The organism is Nocardia elegans NBRC 108235 (assembly GCF_001612845.1).
Taxonomy (GTDB): domain Bacteria; phylum Actinomycetota; class Actinomycetes; order Mycobacteriales; family Mycobacteriaceae; genus Nocardia; species Nocardia nova.
Genome location: NZ_BDBF01000051.1, coordinates 26,529 through 45,433 on the forward strand (window position 1 = coordinate 26,529; position 18,905 = coordinate 45,433).

Annotated in this window: 18 protein-coding genes; 7 read left to right on the forward strand and 11 right to left on the reverse strand. The window is 66.2% G+C overall.

Features of this window, described 5'->3' with window-relative positions:
- Positions 1 to 8: 8 nt before the first annotated feature.
- Positions 9 to 620 carry an HAD family hydrolase gene (locus NE2_RS28690; RefSeq protein WP_063031122.1) on the reverse strand — a complete coding sequence of 204 codons (612 nt, stop codon included), beginning with the start codon at positions 618 to 620 and terminating at the stop codon, positions 9 to 11.
- A 25-nt stretch (positions 621 to 645) separates the two neighbouring features.
- Positions 646 to 1,050 (reverse strand): SdpI family protein, encoded by a 405-nt coding sequence (locus tag NE2_RS28695; protein ID WP_063031124.1) that lies wholly within the window; start codon positions 1,048 to 1,050, stop codon positions 646 to 648.
- Between the two features lie 237 nt (positions 1,051 to 1,287).
- Between NE2_RS28695 and leuS the strand changes: the two genes are divergently transcribed.
- Positions 1,288 to 4,191 (forward strand): leucine--tRNA ligase, encoded by a 2,904-nt coding sequence (leuS, locus tag NE2_RS28700; RefSeq protein WP_063031171.1) that lies wholly within the window; start codon positions 1,288 to 1,290, stop codon positions 4,189 to 4,191.
- A 21-nt stretch (positions 4,192 to 4,212) separates the two neighbouring features.
- On the opposite strand, the gene NE2_RS28705 is transcribed toward leuS, so the two are convergent.
- Together NE2_RS28705 and NE2_RS28710 are read right to left on the reverse strand one after the other, a co-directional pair.
- Complete coding sequence (locus NE2_RS28705) at positions 4,213 to 5,034, reverse strand: polysaccharide deacetylase family protein (protein WP_063031126.1); 822 nt, start codon at positions 5,032 to 5,034, stop codon at positions 4,213 to 4,215.
- Between the two features lie 134 nt (positions 5,035 to 5,168).
- On the reverse strand, positions 5,169 to 5,879 hold the full coding sequence (locus tag NE2_RS28710; RefSeq protein WP_063031128.1) for an SDR family oxidoreductase: 711 nt from the start codon (positions 5,877 to 5,879) through the stop codon (positions 5,169 to 5,171).
- 334 nt (positions 5,880 to 6,213) lie between these two features.
- On the opposite strand from NE2_RS28710, the gene ggh reads away from it, so the two are divergent.
- Positions 6,214 to 7,548 (forward strand): glucosylglycerate hydrolase, encoded by a 1,335-nt coding sequence (gene ggh, locus NE2_RS28715; protein ID WP_030514186.1) that lies wholly within the window; start codon positions 6,214 to 6,216, stop codon positions 7,546 to 7,548.
- Between the two features lie 51 nt (positions 7,549 to 7,599).
- On the forward strand, positions 7,600 to 8,358 hold the full coding sequence (locus tag NE2_RS28720) for a glycoside hydrolase family 25 protein (protein ID WP_030514185.1): 759 nt from the start codon (positions 7,600 to 7,602) through the stop codon (positions 8,356 to 8,358).
- On the opposite strand, the gene NE2_RS28725 is transcribed toward NE2_RS28720, so the two are convergent.
- The 3 genes from NE2_RS28725 to NE2_RS28735 all read right to left on the reverse strand — a co-directional run bounded on the left by NE2_RS28725 (position 8,355) and on the right by NE2_RS28735 (position 11,860).
- Positions 8,355 to 9,086 carry an amino acid ABC transporter ATP-binding protein gene (locus NE2_RS28725; protein ID WP_106958503.1) on the reverse strand — a complete coding sequence of 244 codons (732 nt, stop codon included), beginning with the start codon at positions 9,084 to 9,086 and terminating at the stop codon, positions 8,355 to 8,357. The genes NE2_RS28720 and NE2_RS28725 overlap by 4 nt on opposite strands.
- 44 nt (positions 9,087 to 9,130) lie before the next feature.
- Positions 9,131 to 10,927 carry an ABC transporter substrate-binding protein/permease gene (locus NE2_RS28730; protein WP_063031130.1) on the reverse strand — a complete coding sequence of 599 codons (1,797 nt, stop codon included), beginning with the start codon at positions 10,925 to 10,927 and terminating at the stop codon, positions 9,131 to 9,133.
- A gap of 138 nt (positions 10,928 to 11,065) precedes the next feature.
- The gene (locus NE2_RS28735; RefSeq protein ID WP_063031132.1) at positions 11,066 to 11,860 is read right to left on the reverse strand and encodes an LLM class F420-dependent oxidoreductase; all 795 of its coding nucleotides are present in this window, start codon (positions 11,858 to 11,860) and stop codon (positions 11,066 to 11,068) included.
- Positions 11,861 to 12,105: 245 nt separating this feature from the next.
- Here NE2_RS28735 and NE2_RS28740 point away from each other — a divergent pair, with 245 nt between their 5' ends.
- Positions 12,106 to 12,444 carry a WXG100 family type VII secretion target gene (locus NE2_RS28740; RefSeq protein WP_167356793.1) on the forward strand — a complete coding sequence of 113 codons (339 nt, stop codon included), beginning with the start codon at positions 12,106 to 12,108 and terminating at the stop codon, positions 12,442 to 12,444.
- On the forward strand, positions 12,444 to 12,746 hold the full coding sequence (locus tag NE2_RS28745) for a WXG100 family type VII secretion target (RefSeq protein ID WP_063031136.1): 303 nt from the start codon (positions 12,444 to 12,446) through the stop codon (positions 12,744 to 12,746). Before NE2_RS28740 ends, NE2_RS28745 begins: the two co-directional genes overlap by 1 nt.
- 9 nt (positions 12,747 to 12,755) lie before the next feature.
- On the opposite strand, the gene NE2_RS28750 is transcribed toward NE2_RS28745, so the two are convergent.
- Positions 12,756 to 13,250 (reverse strand): SMI1/KNR4 family protein, encoded by a 495-nt coding sequence (locus NE2_RS28750; protein WP_084494396.1) that lies wholly within the window; start codon positions 13,248 to 13,250, stop codon positions 12,756 to 12,758.
- Positions 13,240 to 14,694, reverse strand: coding sequence for a deaminase domain-containing protein (locus NE2_RS28755; protein WP_146165230.1), 1,455 nt, complete (start codon positions 14,692 to 14,694; stop codon positions 13,240 to 13,242). Before NE2_RS28755 ends, NE2_RS28750 begins: the two co-directional genes overlap by 11 nt.
- Positions 14,695 to 15,500: 806 nt before the next feature.
- Here NE2_RS28755 and NE2_RS28765 point away from each other — a divergent pair.
- Positions 15,501 to 16,580, forward strand: a complete 1,080-nt coding sequence (locus NE2_RS28765) for an ABC transporter ATP-binding protein (RefSeq protein WP_063031144.1) — start codon at positions 15,501 to 15,503, stop codon at positions 16,578 to 16,580.
- 97 nt (positions 16,581 to 16,677) lie between these two features.
- On the opposite strand, the gene NE2_RS28770 is transcribed toward NE2_RS28765, so the two are convergent.
- Positions 16,678 to 17,196 carry a winged helix-turn-helix transcriptional regulator gene (locus tag NE2_RS28770; protein ID WP_063031175.1) on the reverse strand — a complete coding sequence of 173 codons (519 nt, stop codon included), beginning with the start codon at positions 17,194 to 17,196 and terminating at the stop codon, positions 16,678 to 16,680.
- A gap of 108 nt (positions 17,197 to 17,304) precedes the next feature.
- On the opposite strand from NE2_RS28770, the gene NE2_RS28775 reads away from it, so the two are divergent.
- On the forward strand, positions 17,305 to 18,474 hold the full coding sequence (locus NE2_RS28775) for a thiolase family protein (RefSeq protein ID WP_063031177.1): 1,170 nt from the start codon (positions 17,305 to 17,307) through the stop codon (positions 18,472 to 18,474).
- A gap of 3 nt (positions 18,475 to 18,477) precedes the next feature.
- Here the strand turns inward: NE2_RS28775 and NE2_RS28780 are convergent, their stop codons facing one another.
- Positions 18,478 to 18,822: a hypothetical protein gene (locus NE2_RS28780; protein WP_063031146.1), complete on the reverse strand. Its 345-nt coding sequence runs from the start codon at positions 18,820 to 18,822 to the stop codon at positions 18,478 to 18,480.
- Positions 18,823 to 18,905: the final 83 nt, after the last annotated feature.

The following is an 18,905-nucleotide window of genomic DNA, read 5'->3' on the forward strand; positions in this document are numbered from 1 at the left end:
GCCCGGTATCAGCTCGCGAGCTCGCGCAGCAGGCCGGGGAATTCGGTGAGATCGCGCAGGACGACATCGGCGCCGGCGGCCCGCAGCTGCGCCGCGTCGCACGGACCGCTGGTCACGCCGACCGCATACGCCGACGCCGTGCGGGCGCCGCGCATATCGCCGATGTGGTCACCGACGTACACACTCGCCTCGTGGTCGCGCAGGGCCTGGGCCTTCTGTTCGGCCCACAGGTCCCCGATCACGGCGTCGTTCGGAATGTCGAGGTGAGTGAGGTGCAATTTGGCATTGGGTTCGTATTTGCCGGTGACCACGATCACGCGGCCGCCCAGCGCCCGGACCGCCGCGGTCGCCGCGCGGGCGCCCGGCAATTCCACCGTGCCGGTGATCGCGAAATCCGGATACATCTCCCGGTACATATCGGCCACGGCCGGAACGCGGTCGGCGGGGAACCAGTTGGCCAGTTCGTGCTCCAGCGGCGGCCCGAGGCGGGTGACGACCAGATCGCTGTCGATGGGGGTGCCGGTGCGCCTCGACAGCTCCCGGTAGCAGGCGCGGATGCCGGGACGCGAGTCGATCAAGGTCATATCGAGGTCGAAGCCGACCGTGAGCGGACCTGTCATACCGGACGGCCGGACGCCGGACGGATCAATTGGCGGGCTGGCAGGCGTCGCGCAGTGAGCACGCGCCGCAGGAGTTGCCACAGCCGCCGACCTCGGCGGGCGCGAGCCCCGCGATCGCGTCGTTGGCCGCGTTGACCCCAGCGCCCAGCGTGAACAGGGCCACGACCAGTGCCACCGCGGCGGCAGCCAAGCCCACCCATACCGGCGCCACCAGCGCGATCGCACCGGCGGCGGCCAGCAGCAGACCCGCACCGACCGAGGTGGGCCCGGCGACGCGGTTGGCCACGCGATACGCCTCTTCGGTGCGGAGGGCTTCTTCGGTGTGCACACCGAAGAACCGATTGGGTGGCAGGGTGCCGGTCAGCCCGAGCACACCCGTGACAACGGCCACGGCCGCCGGCAGAAACAGGAGGAGCGCGACCACGAACACCCGGAATACGGTACTCCGGTATCAAAACCGGGCGCCCGCGGGGCTCGCCGCCGCCGCGAACGACCCGCTCACCCCTTTTTGGGTGCTGACGTGCGCACGCTCTACCCTGAGTGACGACGTTGTCCACAGACGTTCACCAGGGGAACTCGGCGACAAGAAGGCAGGACCGTGCAGGACACTCGTGCAACCGATACAGCCGGCGCATCGACCGGCCGGGGTGACGGGCCCGAAAGCAGCCTGCCCACGCTCCCCGGAACCGATGTGCCCGCGCACCGCTACAACGCGGGACTGGCCGGAGCCCTGGAGAGCAAATGGCAGCGGGTGTGGGCGGAGCGCGGCACCTTCCAGGCGCCGAATCCGGTCGGCCCGCTGGCCGGCGAGACCCCGGCGGACAAGCTGTTCATCCAGGACATGTTCCCGTATCCCTCGGGTGCGGGTCTGCACGTCGGCCATCCGCTGGGCTACATCGCCACCGATGTGTTCGCGCGCTACCACCGCATGCACGGCCGCAACGTGCTGCATGCGCTGGGTTACGACGCCTTCGGCCTGCCCGCCGAGCAGTACGCGGTACAGACCGGCGCGCATCCGCGGGTGACCACGGAATCCAATATCGCGACCATGCAGCGCCAACTGGACCGGCTGGGCCTGGGCCACGACCGGCGCCGCTCGTTCGCGACCACCGACCCCGAGTTCTACAAGTGGACGCAGTGGATCTTCCTGCGCATCTACAACGCCTGGTACGACACCTCGGCGAACAAGGCCCGCCCGATCGCGGATCTGGTGGCCGAATTCGCCGCGGGTGAGCGACCCACCCCGGACGGTCGCGCGTGGGCCGAGTTGTCGCCCGCCGAACAGGGCGAGGTGCTGGACTCGTATCGCCTGGTGTACCAATCGGATTCGATGGTCAACTGGTGCCCCGGACTGGGCACCGTGCTGGCCAACGAGGAGGTCACCGCCGACGGCCGCAGTGAGCGCGGCAACTTCCCGGTGTTCCGGAAACGCCTGCGGCAGTGGATGATGCGCATCACCGCCTACTCCGACCGCCTGGTCGACGATCTGGACCTGCTGGACTGGCCGGACAACGTGAAGGCCATGCAGCGCAACTGGATCGGACGCTCGCGTGGTGCCGAGGTCTCGTTCGCCGTGGCGCGAGCGACGGGCGCGGAGGAGGCAGCCGGCGTAACCACGGAGCGCCCCGGGAGCGCCACCGTCGATACAGCGAACATCGAGGTCTTCACCACCCGGCCCGACACGCTGTTCGGGGCGAGCTATGTGGTGCTGGCCCCGGAACACGAACTGGTGGACCGGCTGGCCGTCGCGCAGTGGCCCGCCGACGTCGACCCCCGGTGGACCTTCGACGCCGCCTCGCCGGCCGAAGCCGTTGCGGCCTACCGCAAGTCGATCGCCGCAAAGTCCGATCTGGAGCGGCAGGAGAACAAGGAGAAGACCGGCGTCTTCCTGGGCGCCTACGCCACCAACCCGGTCAACGGGGCGCAGCTGCCGATCTTCATCGCCGACTATGTGCTGTTGGGCTACGGCACCGGCGCGATCATGGCGGTACCCGGCCACGACCAGCGCGACTGGGAGTTCGCGCGGGCGTTCGGCCTGCCGATCGTGGAAGTCATTGCCGGAGGCGACATCTCGGAGTCCGCGTATTCGGGCGACGGCCTGCTGGTGAACTCCGACTACCTGAACGGGCTGGACGTCGAGACCGCCAAGGCCACCGTCGTCGAGCGCCTGGAACGCGACGGCCACGGCAAGGGCACCATCCAGTACAAACTGCGCGACTGGCTGTTCGCCCGCCAGCGTTACTGGGGCGAGCCGTTCCCGATCGTCTACGACGAGCAGGGCGCGGCGCATCCGCTGCCGGAATCCATGCTGCCGGTGGAACTTCCGGAGGTGCGCGACTTCGCGCCGGTCACCTTCGATCCGGACGACGCCGATTCCGAACCGTCGCCGCCGCTGGCCAAGGCCACCGATTGGGTGACCGTCGAACTGGATCTGGGCGACGGGGTGAAGACCTATCGCCGCGACACCAACGTGATGCCGCAGTGGGCCGGAAGCTCCTGGTACCAGCTGCGCTACACCGACCCGACCAATACGGAGGCGTTCTGCGCGCCGGAGAACGAGCGCTACTGGCTGGGCCCACGCCCGGCCGAACACGGTGCGAACGACCCCGGCGGCGTGGATCTGTACGTCGGCGGCGTGGAACACGCGGTACTGCATCTGCTGTACGCGCGGTTCTGGCAGAAGGTGCTGTTCGATCTGGGTGAGGTGTCCGGCCCGGAACCGTACCGGCGCCTGTTCAACCAGGGTTACATCCAGGCCTTCGCCTACACCGACGAGCGCGGCACCTACATACCAGCCGCCGAGGTGGTCGAGCGCGACGGCAAGTTCTTCTGGACGAACACCTCCGGCGTGGAGATCGAGGTCTTCCAGGAGTACGGCAAGATCGGCAAATCGCTGAAGAACGCCATCTCCCCCGACGAGATGTGCGATCTGTACGGCGCGGACACCTTCCGGCTGTACGAGATGTCGATGGGCCCGCTGGACACCTCGCGTCCCTGGGCGACCAAGGATGTCGTCGGCGCGCACCGCTTCCTGCAGCGGGTGTGGCGCCTGGTGGTCGACGAGGAGTCGGGGGCCGCGCGGGTCACCGACGCCGAGCCGGCCGATGCCACCCTTCGCCTGCTGCACAAGACGATCGACGGTGTCGACGCCGACTACGCCGCCCTGCGCGACAACACCGCCGGCGCGAAGCTGATCGAGCTGACCAACCATCTGACCAAGCAGTACCCGCAGGGCGCCCCGCGCACGGTGGTGGAACCGCTGGTGCTGATGCTGGCCCCGATGGCCCCGCATATCGCCGAGGAACTGTGGGAACGCCTGGGCCACACCACGGCGCTGGCGCACGGGCCCTTCCCGATCGCGGATCCGGCACTGCTGGTGGAGGATTCGGTCGAATATCCGATCCAGGTCAACGGCAAGGTCCGCAGCCGGGTCAGCGTACCGGCGGACGCCGACGCGAAGGCGGTGGAGGCGGCGGCGCTCGCCGACGAGAAGCTGCTGGAATTCCTGGCCGGCAAGACCCCGCGCAAGGTCATCGTGGTCCCCGGCAAGCTGGTCAACGTGGTCGCGTAAGTCCTTCCCGCGCTGGGCGTTTCAGCGCGGTGGCAGCAGCACGTCGTCGAGGGTGACCATCGAGAGGTGGCGCTCGCGGATGACGTCTACCAACCGGCCGTAGCAATGTGTGACGGCCGGATGGTTGGCATGACCGATGACGATCGCCTGCGGGTTGAAGTACTTCGCGGCCATCTGCATCAGAAAGTCCTCGGTGACGATCGAGGAGTCCGACAGCGAACCGAACCACAGCGTCGGCACCGTATATCCGAGGTCGGCGGCGACCCGGTCCACCGCGGCGTTGCGGTACCCGTAGGGCGGTCGGTAATAGGGCGTTCCGTCCACGCCGAAGTTGTTGTGCAGGAACGTTTTCGTGCGACGGAGCTGGTCGGCGACGGCGCCGGCGGAGATCTTGGTGAGCGCGGGATGATCCCAGGTGTGGTTGCCCAGCTGGATCTGCCCGGACTCCACCAGCGGGCGCAGCGCGTCCCGGTGCACGGTCCACGAGTCGTAGGCGGCGGTCACGAAGCACGTGAAGCGAGCGCCGGTATCGCGCGCGAAGCGGATATAGGCGCCGACCACCTCGGGGCTCGCGCCGTCGTCCACGGTGAGCGCGAGATTCGCGCCGGCGCCCGGCAGAGCGGTCATCGTGCCCGAGGGCGCCACGGTCTTCGGCCCGGTTGGCGGCGGGGGTAACAGCGGGGACGGAGGCGCCGGGGGCAGGGGTGGGGTGACCGCCGCGGCGACAGGTTTCGCCCTCTCCCCGGTCGCACTGTGGGCCGTCGTACAGCCGGTCAAGGCGACCGCCGTGCCCGCGGCGAGCAGCGTGAGCAGCTGCCGCCGATTCGGTCGCGCGTCACCCATGCCGGTGTCGCCCCTGGTAGGAGGTCATTTCTGCCCTAAGCTACCGCACCCTCGCCAGCCGGGGACCGGTCGTTCCGGCGCGTCGGCCGACAGCACCGACTCAGCGCCCGTTCAGCCCGGCCGACAGCACCGACTCAGCGGGCGATCGGGCGCAGCACGATCTCGGTCGGGTGCGCGTCGCGTGGCATCTCGACGGCGTTGCGGACGGCCCGGGCGACCGTCGCCGCGGTCAAGAACTTGTCGGGGTTGTAATCCCGCTGTTCGGAGGCGACGATCGCGCGCTGCATCTCGGTGTCGATGCGTCCCGGGTGGACGGAGGTGACACGCAGGTGCGGTTCCTCGAGCCGCAGCGCGTCACCGAACGCGCGCAGACCGAATTTGCTCGCGGCGTATACACCCCAGTCCGGATTGGCGCGCAGCCCGGCACCCGAATTGATCAGCACCACGTGGCCGCCGGCGGCGCGCAGGGCGGGCAGCAGCAGCCGGGTCAGCTCGGCGACGGCAATCAGATTGGCTTCCAGCGTATTTCGCCACAGCTCGACCGAGGAGTCGGCGATCGACCCCAGTTCGGCGACGCCCGCGTTGTGCACCAGCACATCCAGACGGCCGATCGGCGCCGTCGCCGCGGGCAGTGCGGCGTAATCGGTCAGATCAACCGGCCACGGTTCGGCATCGGGAAGTTCCGTCCGGATCTTCGCCAGCGATTCCGCCGAACGCGCGCCCAGCAGCAGTCGATGCGTCCCCGCGAGCTCCCGCGCGATCGCGGCTCCCAGTCCCCGGCTGGCGCCGGTGATCAGCGCGGTCGGTAGATCCTGCGCGGCAGTGCTTTCCGAAGGTGCGGCCATGTGCTCACCGTAAACCCCGCGCGCCTGCCGCAGCGCTACGCACCCGGGCCGGGCGGACGATCACACGGGCGGGTCCGGACAATTGCACCGCCGCGACCGGACATCTGCCGTCCATCGGTGGCGAGCCGATGCCGATGGGTGTAATCCAGACTCGAGCAACCGGTTCACAGCGGCGGGCGGGGGACGGACACCGCGCATGACACAGAACGAGGCGATGAGGGTGGACACTGCCGAACAGGTGACCGGACCGGACCATGCCCCCGCGGCGGCCGCTGTGCGGCACGCGACGCCCGGGCGCCGCGCATATCTGAAGGTGACGTCGCAGAATAGGGAAATGAACGGTCCCGGCTTCACCCCCACCCAGCTGGCTGCCCGGGCCGCCTATCTGCTCCGCGGCAACGATCTGGGGACCATGACCAGCGCGGCGCCCAAGCTCTACCCCCATATGTGGAGCTGGGACGCCGCCTTCGTCGCGGTCGGCCTGGCCCCGCTGAGTGTGGAGCGCGCTGTCGTCGAACTCGACACCCTGCTCTCCGCGCAATGGCGCAACGGGATGATCCCGCACATCGTGTTCGCCAACGGCGTGGACGGCTATTTCCCGGGACCGAGCCGGTGGGAGTGCCGTCGGCTGGCGGCGAACGCCCCCGCTGGCGTCGACACGTCGGGCATCACCCAGCCACCGGTGCACGCGATCGCGGTCCAGCGGATTCTCGACCACTCCCGGCGCCACGGCCGCACCACCCGGGCGGTCGCCGCGGAATTCCTGGATCGGCGCTGGGTCGATCTGATGCGCTGGCATCGCTGGCTGGCGCATGCCCGCGACCCCAAACAGCACGGCCGGATCACCCTGTATCACGGCTGGGAGTCCGGAATGGACAATTCGCCGCGGTGGGATCGCGCCTACGCCAATGTGGTGGTCGGCGACCTGCCGCCGTATCGGCGCGCCGATATCGACGTGGTCGACCCGGCGCAGCGTCCCACCGATCGCGAATACGACCGCTACCTGTGGCTTGTGGAGCAAATGCGTCGGTGTGGCTACGACGATTTCCAACTGGCCTCGACGATGAGCTTCGCCGTGGAGGACGTCTTCGTCACCGCCGTCTTCGCACTGGCGTGTGAGGTGCTGGCCGGAATCGGGGAGGACTACCGCATGCCGCACGCCGATGTGCGCGAGCTCTACGAGTGGGCCGACTATTTCCGCGCCGGCGTGATCGCCACCGCCGATCCGCGCTCCGGCGCCGCGCGCGACTTCGACCTGCGCACCGACGAATGGATCGGCACCGAAACGCTGGCCATGTTCGCGCCGCTGCTGTGCGGCGGCCTGCCGCGCGCCACCGAACGCAGTCTGCTGCGCCTGTTCGAGGGGCCACGCTTCTGCGGCCACCCCGATCTGCGCTACGCGCTGCCGCCCTCGACCTCGCCGGTGTCGAAGGATTTCCGCCCGCGCGAATATTGGCGCGGGCCGGTGTGGCCGGTGATGAGCTGGCTGTTCTCCTGGGTCTTCGCCCGCCGCGGCTGGGCCGAACGGTCCTTCATGCTGCGTGCGGAAGGTTTGCGGCAAGCGGGCGACGGCAGCTTCGCGGAGTACTACGACCCGTTCACCGGGGATCCGCTGGGGAGCATGCAACAGTCGTGGACGGCCGCCGCGGTCCTCGACTGGCTCGGATGAGTCACGCGTAAACACTGGTCACAAGCGCCTCGGCTGCCTACTCTCGTAGCCATGTATCGACGCACCGTGGCTCGTCCGAAAGTCCGTCGCTTCACCGCAGCCCTGCCGCTGCTCGCCGTTGCCGGCATATTCTCGGCAACCGGTATCGCCTCCGCCGGACCCACCGGGCCGGATGTGTCGTCCTGGCAGCACATCGACGGCCGTCTGATCGACTGGTTCGCGGTCCGGGCCTCCGGGCACAACTTCGCCATGGTGAAGGCCACCGAGGGGCTGAACTACGTCAATCCCTATTTCGTCCCCGACAGCCTGCTGATGCGCGCGGCCGGGGTGGCACGCGGGACCTATCACTACGCCCATCCGGATCTGCCGCCGGAACCACAGGCCGCCCTCTACGCCGCGGTCGTCCTCGGCCAGAACGGCCCGCTGGATCTGCCGCCGGTCCTCGATATGGAGAATTCCGGCGGGCTACCCCCGGCGGAGCTGATCGATTGGACCCATCGCTATCTGACCACGGTGCAGGCATTGACCGGCCGGGTGCCGATCATCTACACCTATCCCCGGTTCTGGCAGACGGCGATGGCCGATTCCGATCAGTTCCACCAGTACCCGCTGTGGATCGCCGACTATCGCGGCAACGCCCAGCCCGAGGTGCCCGGCGGCTGGCCGGCATGGACCTTCTGGCAGACCACCGATTCCGGCAGTGTGCCGGGTATCGCGGGCAATACCGACCTCAACGTCTACAGCGGAGCGCAGGGCAATTTCGCGCAGTTCGCCAATATGCCGTTCAGCGGCAGCAGTTCGGGCAGTTAGAGGATCTGGGACAGAAACTGTTGCAGGCGTGGGGTTTCCGGATCGTCGAAGAGGCGGTCCGGAGACCCCGACTCCACCACCTTGCCCTGGTCCATGAACACCACGCTGTCGGAAACCGAACGGGCGAAACCCATTTCGTGGGTCACCACGATCATCGTCATACCGCCGGCGGCCAGATCCGCCATCAACGAGAGCACACCCTTGACCAATTCCGGATCCAGGGCCGAGGTCGCCTCGTCGAACAGCATCAATTCCGGCTTCATCGCCAGTGCGCGGGCGATGGCGACACGCTGCTGCTGTCCGCCGGACAGATTCGCCGGGCGGGTATCGGCGCGCGCCGCCAATCCGACCGCCTCGAGCTGTTCCAGGGCCAGCGCCCGGGCCGCTTCCTTGCTCAGGCCGCGCAATTTCCGCGGTCCCAGGGCCACGTTCTCCGCCACCGTCTTGTGCGGAAACAGGTTGAAATGCTGAAAGACCATTCCGATGCGCTGGCGCAGCCGATCCGGATTTTCCCCCAGCACCGAAACCCCGTCGATCAGCACATCGCCGGAATCGGGTTCGTGCAGCCGGTTCAGCACCCGCAACAGGGTGGATTTTCCCGAACCGGACGGGCCGATGACCGTGGTGGTGTGCCCGGCCTCGACGTGAATGTCGACGCCGCGCAGCACCTGATTGTTGCCCAGGGTCAGATGCAGATCGACGCCGGTCAGCGAGGAACTGGTGCGCACGCCGTTGGCATCCTGGTCGCTCACGCCTCTCGCATCCTGGTCGCTCACGCTCCGCGTCCTTCCGTGATGACAGCCTGGTCGATTTCGTCGGCGGCGGCTTCGGCGCGGCCGGTGCGCAATCGGCGGTCGATGTAGTTCACCAGATGGGTGAGCGGGATGGTGAGCAGCAGATAGACCAGGCCCGCCGCGACCAGCGGTGACAGATTTCCGGTCTGCGAATTCAGGTCGCGGCCGACGGCGAACAGTTCCCGCTGGGAGGCGAGCAGGCCGAGGAAGTAGATCAGCGAGGAATCCTTGATCAGCGCGATGAACTGGTTCATCAGCGCCGGCAGCACTCGCCGCACGCCCTGGGGAATCACCACCAGCGTCATCGACTGCCGATAGCCGAATCCGATGGCCCGGGCGGCCTCCAACTGTCCCGGCTCCACCGATTGAATGCCCGAGCGGAAGATCTCGCCGATATAGGCCGAGGCCAGCAGCGCCAGCGCCACCGCGCCCAGCCAGTACGGATTGTTCCCGGTGATCCCCTTCACCACCGGGCCGATGCCCAGGCCGATCAACAGGATGATCACCACCGCCGGCAAACCGCGGAAGATGTCGGTGTAGACCCGGGCAGGCCAGCGCAACCAGCGGGTGCGAGAAATACCGGCCACCGCGAGCAGAATGCCGATGAGCGTGCCGAGCACGCCCGAAACCAGCGCCAGAATCAGCGTATTCGGCAGGCCGGTTGTGAAGAGATCGGGAAATGCCTTGCGGTACAACGACCAATCGAAGAACGTGTCCTTCAATTGTGCGAGGGTCGATTTCGGCGCGTTCTGCTGATCGCTGTGCCGATGTTCGGCCGCGATCTTCTCGAAGTCCGGAAGTTGCGGCATCGGAGCCGATTTGGAGCCCGGTTTCCAGCCCGGCGGCAGCGGCCGCGGCACCCAGTCGGAGTAGAGCTTGGCGTAGGTCCCGTCGGCGATCACCGCGTCCAGGCCGGAATTCAGTGCGTCGATCAGCGGCTGGTTGTTCTTGCGCACCGCCCAGGCGGTGAAATTGTCCAGGCTGAAGGTGTTCTGCACGATAGAGGCGGGATCACCCGGTTTGATCGCACCGGTGGCCTGCTGCGAGGGCGCGACCCAGGCGTCGATCTGCCCGGTCTTCAGATTCGCGTAGGCGGTGTTGTAGTCGGGGAATTTCACCGCGTCCAGATGCAAGGTGCCGGTGACGTATTCGTCCTGCACGGTGCCCTGTACCACGCCGATCCGCACGCCCGGTTTCAGATCCGAAAACCCCTGGATCGCACTGCCGTTGGGCACCGCGAGCGAGAAATAGCCGAAATCGTAGCCGTTGGTGAAGCCGACCTGCTGCCGCCGGGCATCGGTCGTAGTGATGCTCGACGATCCCACGTCGAACCGGCCGGTGGCGACCAGCGAGAGCAGCGAGGCGAATTCGGTGCCGGAGAACTGCACCCGGAGTCCGAGTTTCGCGCCTATCGCCTTCAGCAGTTCGTTGTCGAATCCGGTGAAGGTCCCCGACGGATCCACGCAGATACTCGGCGGCGCGTCCGAGAGCGTGCCCACGCTGAGCACCCCGGGCTGGGACAAACCGAGCTTGGTGATGTCGATCGAACTCAGCGGCGCGGTGGTCGCGGTGGTGTATCGATCGGTGCCGGCCGTCGCACCGCTCGCCAGTTTCGTCGGCGCGGGGGAGGCGGCCGACGGTCCGGGGGGTGCGCACAGGTTCGAGGCCTGCGACGAACTGCCGCCATCGGAGCTGCAGGCGACGGCGAACAGCAGCATCATCGCCGCCATCAGCGCGATCAGCGCACGCGGGCGCGAGACGGGCAAACGGGCCATAGCCGAGAACCCTAGCCGGGCCGGTAGGGCCCTGAGGGCGGCGGCGCGGGTCCACGGGCCGCCGCCCCTGCCACATCGCCCGGCGGAAATCGAATCCCACTGATTCGATCAGGCGGTGTTCGATCAGGCGGTGTTCGGTCAGGCGATACCGGTCACCGACTCCGGATTGAAGTTGTCCCGCCATGCGACGGCCTGCTCCACCACGCTCAGGTCGTAGTCGGGCCCGCCGACGCCCACGGTGAACAGGGTCGCGCCGGCCTGCACCAGCCGCTCGGCCTGTTCGGCGCCGGGCCAGGACACCGACCGCTCGATCCGGTTCGCGTCGGTGCCGACCTCGGCGCAGTGCTCGGCCAGAATCTTCGACTTCCGTTCCAGCGCTTCGATATCGGCGAAACTGTGCCAGATGTCGGCGTATTCGGCGACCAGTCGCAACGTCTTTCGCTCACCACCGCCGCCGATCAGGATCGGAATGTGGCGCGTCGGCTGCGGATTCAGTTTCGGCAGCCGGGCGTCGATGCGGGCGAGATATTCCTTCAGCAACGCCAGACGTGTTCCGGGCGTGCCGAATTCGTAGCCGTACTCGTCGTAGTCCTTCTGGAACCAGCCGGCGCCGATGCCGAGGATCAGCCGGCCGCCGGAGATGTGGTCGACAGTGCGGGCCATATCGGCGAGCAGATCGGGATTGCGATATCCGCCGCCCGTCACCAGGGCGCCGAGTTCGACTCGTTCGGTCTGCTCGGCGATCGCGCCGAGCATGGTCCAGCATTCGAAGTGAGCGCCGTCGGGATCGCCGTAGAGCGGATAGAAGTGGTCCCAGTTGAAGACGATGTCCACGCCCGCATCCTCGGCCCGGCGCACGGCATCCCGGATCAACCCGTAGTCGGGAGCATGTTGCGGCTGTAGCTGAACTCCGATGCGAACCGGTCGAGTCATCCGATGCTCCTTCGTCTCGTGAGCTGCTCTCGCGGCCGGTCAGCGGCCCTTGACGAGGCTACTCGTCTACAACACGTCCGGCTTCACTCTGAAGGACCTGCTATCCGGACAGTCCAGGACCGAATCATCGCAAGGTCGCAGGCAGCCACGGCGCCACCGCCACCGCCGTCCGCCTCTACACCCTCTGTCTGGAAAAGCCCCGCTAGCTAGCGTCGGGTGATAGTATGCCAAGAAGAGGGGGCTATGTGTCTGTTGAATCGAGTTCGCCTGAACAGGTTTTCGCAATGGTGCCGGACGAGGTCACCGATGCCGGCAGCTACATCCAGCAAGTTGCCGAATCACTCATCAATGGGCTGAACACCCTCGATCGCGAAGTCGCCGCCGCCCTCACCACCTGGACTGGCACCGCCGCGGAGTCCTTCGATAGCGGGTGGACCGAAACGAAAGAAGGTGCCGCCGATGTTCTCGATGCTCTCGCCGCCATGGCTGCCCTGCTCGGGGTCACCAGCAAAATCATCGCCCACCAGGACACCGCAGGCGCGTCTACCTTTCACAGCCTCGACCTACCGATCCTGAATATGTGATGACCGACTATTCCCGCGACTTCAGCTTCGACCTCGACGACCTCGACCAACTCGCCTCTCGCGCCGACGGATTCATCGGTTTCCTCACCGATAGCCTCGACGGCATCGACCAGCGCATCGCGGCCATCCAGCAAACCTGGCATGGCAAAGCCGCCGACGCCCAGCACCAGGCCTACCAGGAATGGGCCCTGGGAGCCGCCGAAGTCGTCGAGGGCCTCACCACCATGCACGCCGCCATCCGAACCGCCCGCACCGCCTACCAGGAAGCGCAGGACATCAATCTCAGGATGAGCGGCGGGTAACCCCCATGGTCACGGTCGCTCGCTCTGATTGCGCATCGCCGTCGTGGACTCGCGAAGTTTCCGCTGGACGTTCCAGGACTGCCGCAGGAATGCGATGAACCCGTCTGCAAGCTTCGTTTCCTCGGGATCCCCCTCTTGGTAGGTATAAACAGCCTCCGACCCCAGCTTGAAGAAATAGACTTTATAACCTTGGTGGTCGCCGAAGAAGAAGCGATCGTCCAAAGACAGGCCCTCGCCGGAGATGTCTACCGCCGCATCTCTGGAGTCAAGCATCTGCGGAAAGAATAAGTCAGTTCCTCTGAAAAGGGTACCGGCCTTCTTGCCCATATGTTCGAGAAAGGCATGATACTCGCCCGGAACAGAGAACCCAACGGGGGCGACCGCGTACACTTGCGCTATCTCTTCAGTGTTACATCCGATGATCGATTCCTGGGTCGCAAACCCGGATGCCATCAGCTCTCTACCGAACGATTCTATATCTTGCCTGCTAGCATCACTCACCATAGGTAACCACAACCTCTACTCCGGGATATTTCTGCTTGAATTGCTCGATAACATTGAGGCAAGAGTCGCAGGGCGGACGCTCGGTATACAGGTTGATAGTACCCTTGGCGCCCGGGCGGAGTTGTTGTGCCAGGTTATCGAGGATCTTGAACTCGGAATCAGTAGGCCGGGCGACAGACCCGTCCTCCGACTGCGGCTTGAGGATCGGGTTATCCGGCGTAGGAACGGTGCTCGTCGGCGAGTTTGTGCCACTGACCGCGTCCAGGCTAACTTCCTGGCCGTCGACCTCGCCCCGAGCGACTGCGACATTGCGCTTCTTCCCGATTGCCTCTCCGCTTGCGCCCAGGCGATCTCGGACTTTTTGGGCTTCATCTGCTCCGTTGAATGCGGGCCGACCCCGATCAGTACCATCCTTCTTATTGGGGTCTATTTCGGTCAACAATACCGGTAGTCCGGCAATGGCCGGTAATCCGCCCGTCGTCAGGACAGCGACCGTAAAGACGAAACCCTCGAGCGCTGTGAGAAATGTATTGGCGGGGCCGGCCAAAGCTCCGGCAGCCTGGTCCAGGAAGTCGTTCTCTTCTTGGCTATCGCTGGGTGTCGGTTTCTCACTCGGCTTCTTTTGCTTCGTTGGTGGCGCTTTGACCCGTACCATCGAACGCCCGATCTGGATGGAGGTGACGACCACCACCATGGCGAATTGGGTGTTCATATCCGAACGCATCGTGGTCAAAGCCGTCTTGTGGGTATCGACTGCGGTCGCGATGTCGCGGGCAGCGGCTTCGATCTCGCGGAGGCTCTGCGCGAGCGTGTGTAGGTGGTCTACGTGGTTGGGTATATCGGCTGGGGGGTTGGCTCCATAGCCGCGCTGCAGGCCCGCGGCGACCGTTAATAGTCGTCCCGTCCCGCCATATACAGGGTCTGACTCAGCGAATGTCTTCCATGCGGTTGCCGCGCTTGCGAGCTTTTCCGTGTCCCCGTCAGGGACTTCTCCGCCTGAGACGAGCGCGGTCACCTTGTTTTGCAGTTCGGTCCAGTCTGTCTCCAGTCCACGGCTTTGGGTCCCGGATGACGCGACACCGGTAACTATCCCTGAGCCGTAGGGCAGTTCCGAAGGGAAACCGCTGGGCAACGATGGCGGGTCTCCCTTGTTGGGATTGTGGTTCGCTTTATACTCCGCGCACTTCCAGTTATAGCCGGCCGCCGTCAATACGTCCCCGAAGTGTTGCAGTGCCCGCGCGAAGTTGGTCGCCACGAGCGTCACTGCGGCGGAGCGGTCGTCGTAAGCTTTGGACCATGGCTTGACCGCCTGATAGCCACCGGCCATCGCGCTGGTTTCCAAAAGTACGCTTTGCAACGAATTGTATACGGTCTGGAATTTTTCCGACAAGTCGTAGCAGTTCTTTGCCGCGCTCTCATAGGACTGCGGCGAGATTGTTCCCACCGAGTTCAGCCACCGCTCATTCTCACTACGCCTGGAACCATCGCGAAATGTGTTCCGGGCGTGCCAAACTCAGTCGACACGCGAGCCCCCTTCTGTGTATCTCGACATCAACATAGCGACAGTCGGGTACGGAACGCAACAGCGTAGGGTCGATCTGGTTTGCGCCCGTAGGGTTTCGATTGGGCCGAGTTCAACTGTTGTTCCTGAGGGGGAGTCTGTGCGAACAAATCTCAGCCCCGGATACGACGAACCACTGCTGCACATTTCCGGAGTGCTCACGGTATAGACGTTGTCGCGACTGAACCGAGCGCACTCGGCCAAGCGCGACGCGTTCGTCGTCGACTTCCCAACAGGCAGAGCAGATCGTCTCGTTGTCGCTGAACTCCTTGAACATCTGCGTCTGTTCGGCGACCAGGCCGAGCATCACATCGGGCAAGGCGGGCGATCGCTTTCGATTCGCGCGTTGGCAGGATCGTTGTTGCGCTGCGCGTTCCGATAGGCCTCATCCTCGGCGACCTTCCGCGGGATTTCCTCAGCCGTCCGCGACGCCCTTCACGAACGCACCTCATTCCTCGGATGTGAACGAAAGCGTGACCTTCGCACTGCACACTGTGGCGCCGTCGTTCCGGACCAGGATATCCAGGGCGCCGGCTACGCCTACGGCGCGGGAACGATTTCCGCGCTGGCTCTCGAGTCTGGCGGACACAGAACTCGAGTTTGGTCCGCTGGGTTACTGTGGGGCGCGCACCGCCCCCCTCTACTCGGATCGTCCGGCACGTTCCTGCCGGTGAAGGGATTGATTCACCATGGCCACGGTCACCTTCGACCACGCCACCCGGCTCTACCCGGGTGGGACCAAACCCGCCGTCGACAAGCTGAATCTCGAGATCGCCGACGGCGAATTCCTGGTACTGGTCGGACCGTCCGGATGCGGCAAATCCACCTCGCTGCGCATGCTGGCCGGACTCGAGGAGGTCGACGACGGCCGCATTCTGATCGGCGAGAAGGATGTCACCGACGCCGAACCCAAACAGCGCGATATCGCGATGGTCTTCCAGAACTACGCGCTGTACCCGCATATGACGGTCGCGGAGAACATGGGTTTCGCGCTGAAGATGGCCAAGGTCGGTAAGGCCGAGCGCACGCAGCGCGTGCTGGAGGCGGCGAAACTGCTCGACCTCGAGGACTTCCTGGACCGCAAGCCCAAGGCGCTGTCCGGCGGTCAGCGTCAGCGGGTCGCGATGGGACGCGCGATCGTGCGGCAGCCGCAGGTATTCCTGATGGACGAACCGCTGTCGAATCTGGATGCGAAACTGCGCGTGCAGACCCGCACGCAGATCGCCCAGCTGCAGCGCCGGCTCGGCACCACCACGGTCTACGTCACCCACGACCAGGTGGAGGCGATGACCATGGGCGACCGGGTGGCGGTGCTCAAGGACGGACTGCTGCAGCAGTGCGCCTCACCGCGGGATCTGTATCGGGATCCGGCGAATCTGTTCGTCGCGGGCTTCATGGGCTCCCCGGCGATGAACCTGTTCACCCTGCCGGTGTCGGACGGTTCGGTGACCCTCGGCGGACATTCGATCACGCTCCCGCGCACGGTGGCCGACGCCGCGGGCGAGACCGTGGTGGTCGGCATCCGGCCGGAGCATTTCGATCCGGCCGGCGGTTCCGACGGCATCGCCATGGAGATCGATGTGGTCGAGGAGCTGGGTTCGGACGCCTACATCTACGGCCGCACCCTGGGCGAGGCCGGCGGAGATCAGACGATCGTCGCCCGCGCCGACTGGCGCAATCCGCCGCAGAAGGGCGACAAGCTGACGCTCACCAGCGATGCGGAGCACACCTATTTCTTCGACCCGGCCAGCGGTGCGCGGCTGACCTAGGATTCGAATATCGTTGCCCTCGAGCGCTTCCGGGTGCTCGAGGGCACGATCGTCACAGCCCACGCACCGGTCCGCCCGAAGACCCGTGCCGATCGTCTCATCGCTGTGCGGTCACATCGCGGGCTCCGACGCGCGCCCGGCGCCAGTCCTGGTTGACCCGGACCCGGATGTCCTCGAGCGCGACCTCGTCACCGCCGGCGCCGCGCAACTCCACCCGCACCGGTTCACCGGTGGTGTCCTCGATCCGCTCCAGCGGCGGCACTCCGCCCTGCAGATATTTGTCCCCCCACTGCCACAGCGCGAAGATCGCCGGCAGCAGATCCCGGCCCATCTCGGTGAGCACGTACTCGTTGCGGGTGCGCTTACCCTCTTCCCGATACGGCTGTTTGCGCAGCAGTCCCGCGTCGGTCAGTTTGCGCAGCGCGGCGGCCGCGGCGGCATCGGTGATACCCACCCGCGCCGCGAAACCGTCGAAGCGGGTGGTGCCGTAGATGGATTCGCGCAGAATCAGCATCGTCGAGCGTGCGCCGACGATATCCAGCGCCTTCACGATGGAACAGCCGTCCGGCTTCCACGAATTCAGATCACGCAGGGGTCCTTCCAACTTCACGGGCATGGCGACGATCATACCAACTCTGACTTGTCACAACTAATGCCAGCTCCTAGGCTGGCTTTAGAGCGACTGAGTCAGATGTCGCAACGGCGCGATACCGGAGGAATCGCCATGAGAGACGCAGTGATCGTCGAGGCCGTACGCACCCCGATCGGTAAGGGCAAAGCCACCGGAGCGCTGCACGAACTGCATCCGGTCGACCTGTTCGCCCACAGCCTGCGCGAGGTCGTGCGGCGAAGCGGGATCGATCCGGTGCTGATCGACGACGTCATCGGCGGTGTGGTCACCCAGGTCGGCGAGCAGTCGGTCAACATCACCCGCCGGGCCGCGCTCGCGGCCGGATATCCGGAATCCGTTCCGGCCACCACGGTCGACCGGCAGTGCGGTAGCAGCCAGCAGGCCATCCACTTCGCCGCGCAGGGCGTGCTGGCCGGGGCCTACGACATCGTCGTCGCCGGCGGTCTGGAGTCGATGAGCCGGGTGCCGATGGGGTCGAGCGTGGCGGGCGCCACCGATATCAACGGCGTGGCCTTCGCCGAGCGGTATCCGGACGAGCTGGTACCGCAGGGGATCAGCGCGGAACTGATCGCGGCGCGCTGGGGCATAGCGCGCGCCGCCATGGACGAATTCTCGCTCGCCAGTCACGAAAAGGCCGCCACCGCAACGAAGAACGGAACCTTCGAGGCCCAACTGGCGCCGTTGGCCGGGTTGAGCACCGACGAGGGCATTCGCGTCGGCAGCACCCTGGAAACCCTGGCCGGGCTACGGCCGGCCTACTACAGCGAGGCCTACGCCACCCGATTCCCCGAGATCGGCTGGAACGTGACCGCCGCCAATGCGAGTCAGATCAACGACGGCAGCGCGGCGGTGCTGATCATGACCAGTGAGAAGGCGGCGCAACTGGGCCTGCGGCCACTGGCCCGGCTGCACAGTTTCGCGGTCGCGGGCGACGATCCGCTGCTGATGCTCACCGCGGTGATCCCGGCGACGCGGAAGGTGTTGCAGCGCTCGGGCCTGTCGTTGGCCGATATCGACCTGTTCGAGGTCAACGAGGCCTTCGCCTCGGTGGTCCTGGCCTGGGCCGCCGATACCGGCGCGGATCTGTCCCGGGTGAACGTCAACGGCGGCGCGATCGCGCTGGGGCATCCGCTCGGCGCCTCCGGTGCGCGGCTGGCGACCACGCTGGTCCACGCACTGCACGAACGCGGGGCCCGCTTCGGACTGCAAACCATGTGCGAGGCAGGCGGTTTGGCGAACGCGACCATCTACGAGCGGCTCTGAGTCTCAGACCGACACCACGACCAGCGCCGCCGCGAAACCGAGCAGCCATGCCTCGGCCAGCAGCGGCAGGGTGAGCAGCGCGTAAGGCCAGGCCGGGCGGCGTTCCCGTAACGCCCGCAGGGTCCACCGCCCGGCCAGCAGCAGCGCACCGACCAGGGACAGGAACGCCACGGCGTAGGCCAGCGGCAGATGACTGTCCCCCGGCCGAGTGCGCTGCCGCGCCATATCCCGGTACGGCAGGCCGTACCGCCAGATCACCCACGCCACACCGCAACCGGCCAGATAGACCGCGGCACTCAGCACGGCATCGCCGCGCCGCAGCGGCGGGCGAGCCGGCCAGAACTCCATGGCTACTTATGGAAACTCCCTCCGGCCGGTGCTCGCAAGCACCACTGGTCGGCCGCCGGTCCGTCGCCGTTTCGCAGGGTTAG

Bases quoted from the DNA above. Each gene is read 5' to 3' on its own strand.
- NE2_RS28690 (WP_063031122.1), bottom strand. From the start codon at position 620: ATGACAGGTCCGCTCACGGTCGGCTTCGACCTCGATATGACCTTGATC.
- NE2_RS28705 (WP_063031126.1), bottom strand. From the start codon at position 5,034: ATGGGTGACGCGCGACCGAATCGGCGGCAGCTGCTCACGCTGCTCGCC.
- NE2_RS28710 (WP_063031128.1), bottom strand. From the start codon at position 5,879: ATGGCCGCACCTTCGGAAAGCACTGCCGCGCAGGATCTACCGACCGCG.
- ggh (WP_030514186.1), top strand. From the start codon at position 6,214: ATGAACGGTCCCGGCTTCACCCCCACCCAGCTGGCTGCCCGGGCCGCC.
- NE2_RS28720 (WP_030514185.1), top strand. From the start codon at position 7,600: ATGTATCGACGCACCGTGGCTCGTCCGAAAGTCCGTCGCTTCACCGCA.
- NE2_RS28730 (WP_063031130.1), bottom strand. From the start codon at position 10,927: ATGGCCCGTTTGCCCGTCTCGCGCCCGCGTGCGCTGATCGCGCTGATG.
- NE2_RS28735 (WP_063031132.1), bottom strand. From the start codon at position 11,860: ATGACTCGACCGGTTCGCATCGGAGTTCAGCTACAGCCGCAACATGCT.
- NE2_RS28745 (WP_063031136.1), top strand. From the start codon at position 12,444: ATGACCGACTATTCCCGCGACTTCAGCTTCGACCTCGACGACCTCGAC.
- NE2_RS28750 (WP_084494396.1), bottom strand. From the start codon at position 13,250: ATGGTGAGTGATGCTAGCAGGCAAGATATAGAATCGTTCGGTAGAGAG.
- NE2_RS28765 (WP_063031144.1), top strand. From the start codon at position 15,501: ATGGCCACGGTCACCTTCGACCACGCCACCCGGCTCTACCCGGGTGGG.
- NE2_RS28770 (WP_063031175.1), bottom strand. From the start codon at position 17,196: ATGCCCGTGAAGTTGGAAGGACCCCTGCGTGATCTGAATTCGTGGAAG.
- NE2_RS28775 (WP_063031177.1), top strand. From the start codon at position 17,305: ATGAGAGACGCAGTGATCGTCGAGGCCGTACGCACCCCGATCGGTAAG.
- NE2_RS28780 (WP_063031146.1), bottom strand. From the start codon at position 18,822: ATGGAGTTCTGGCCGGCTCGCCCGCCGCTGCGGCGCGGCGATGCCGTG.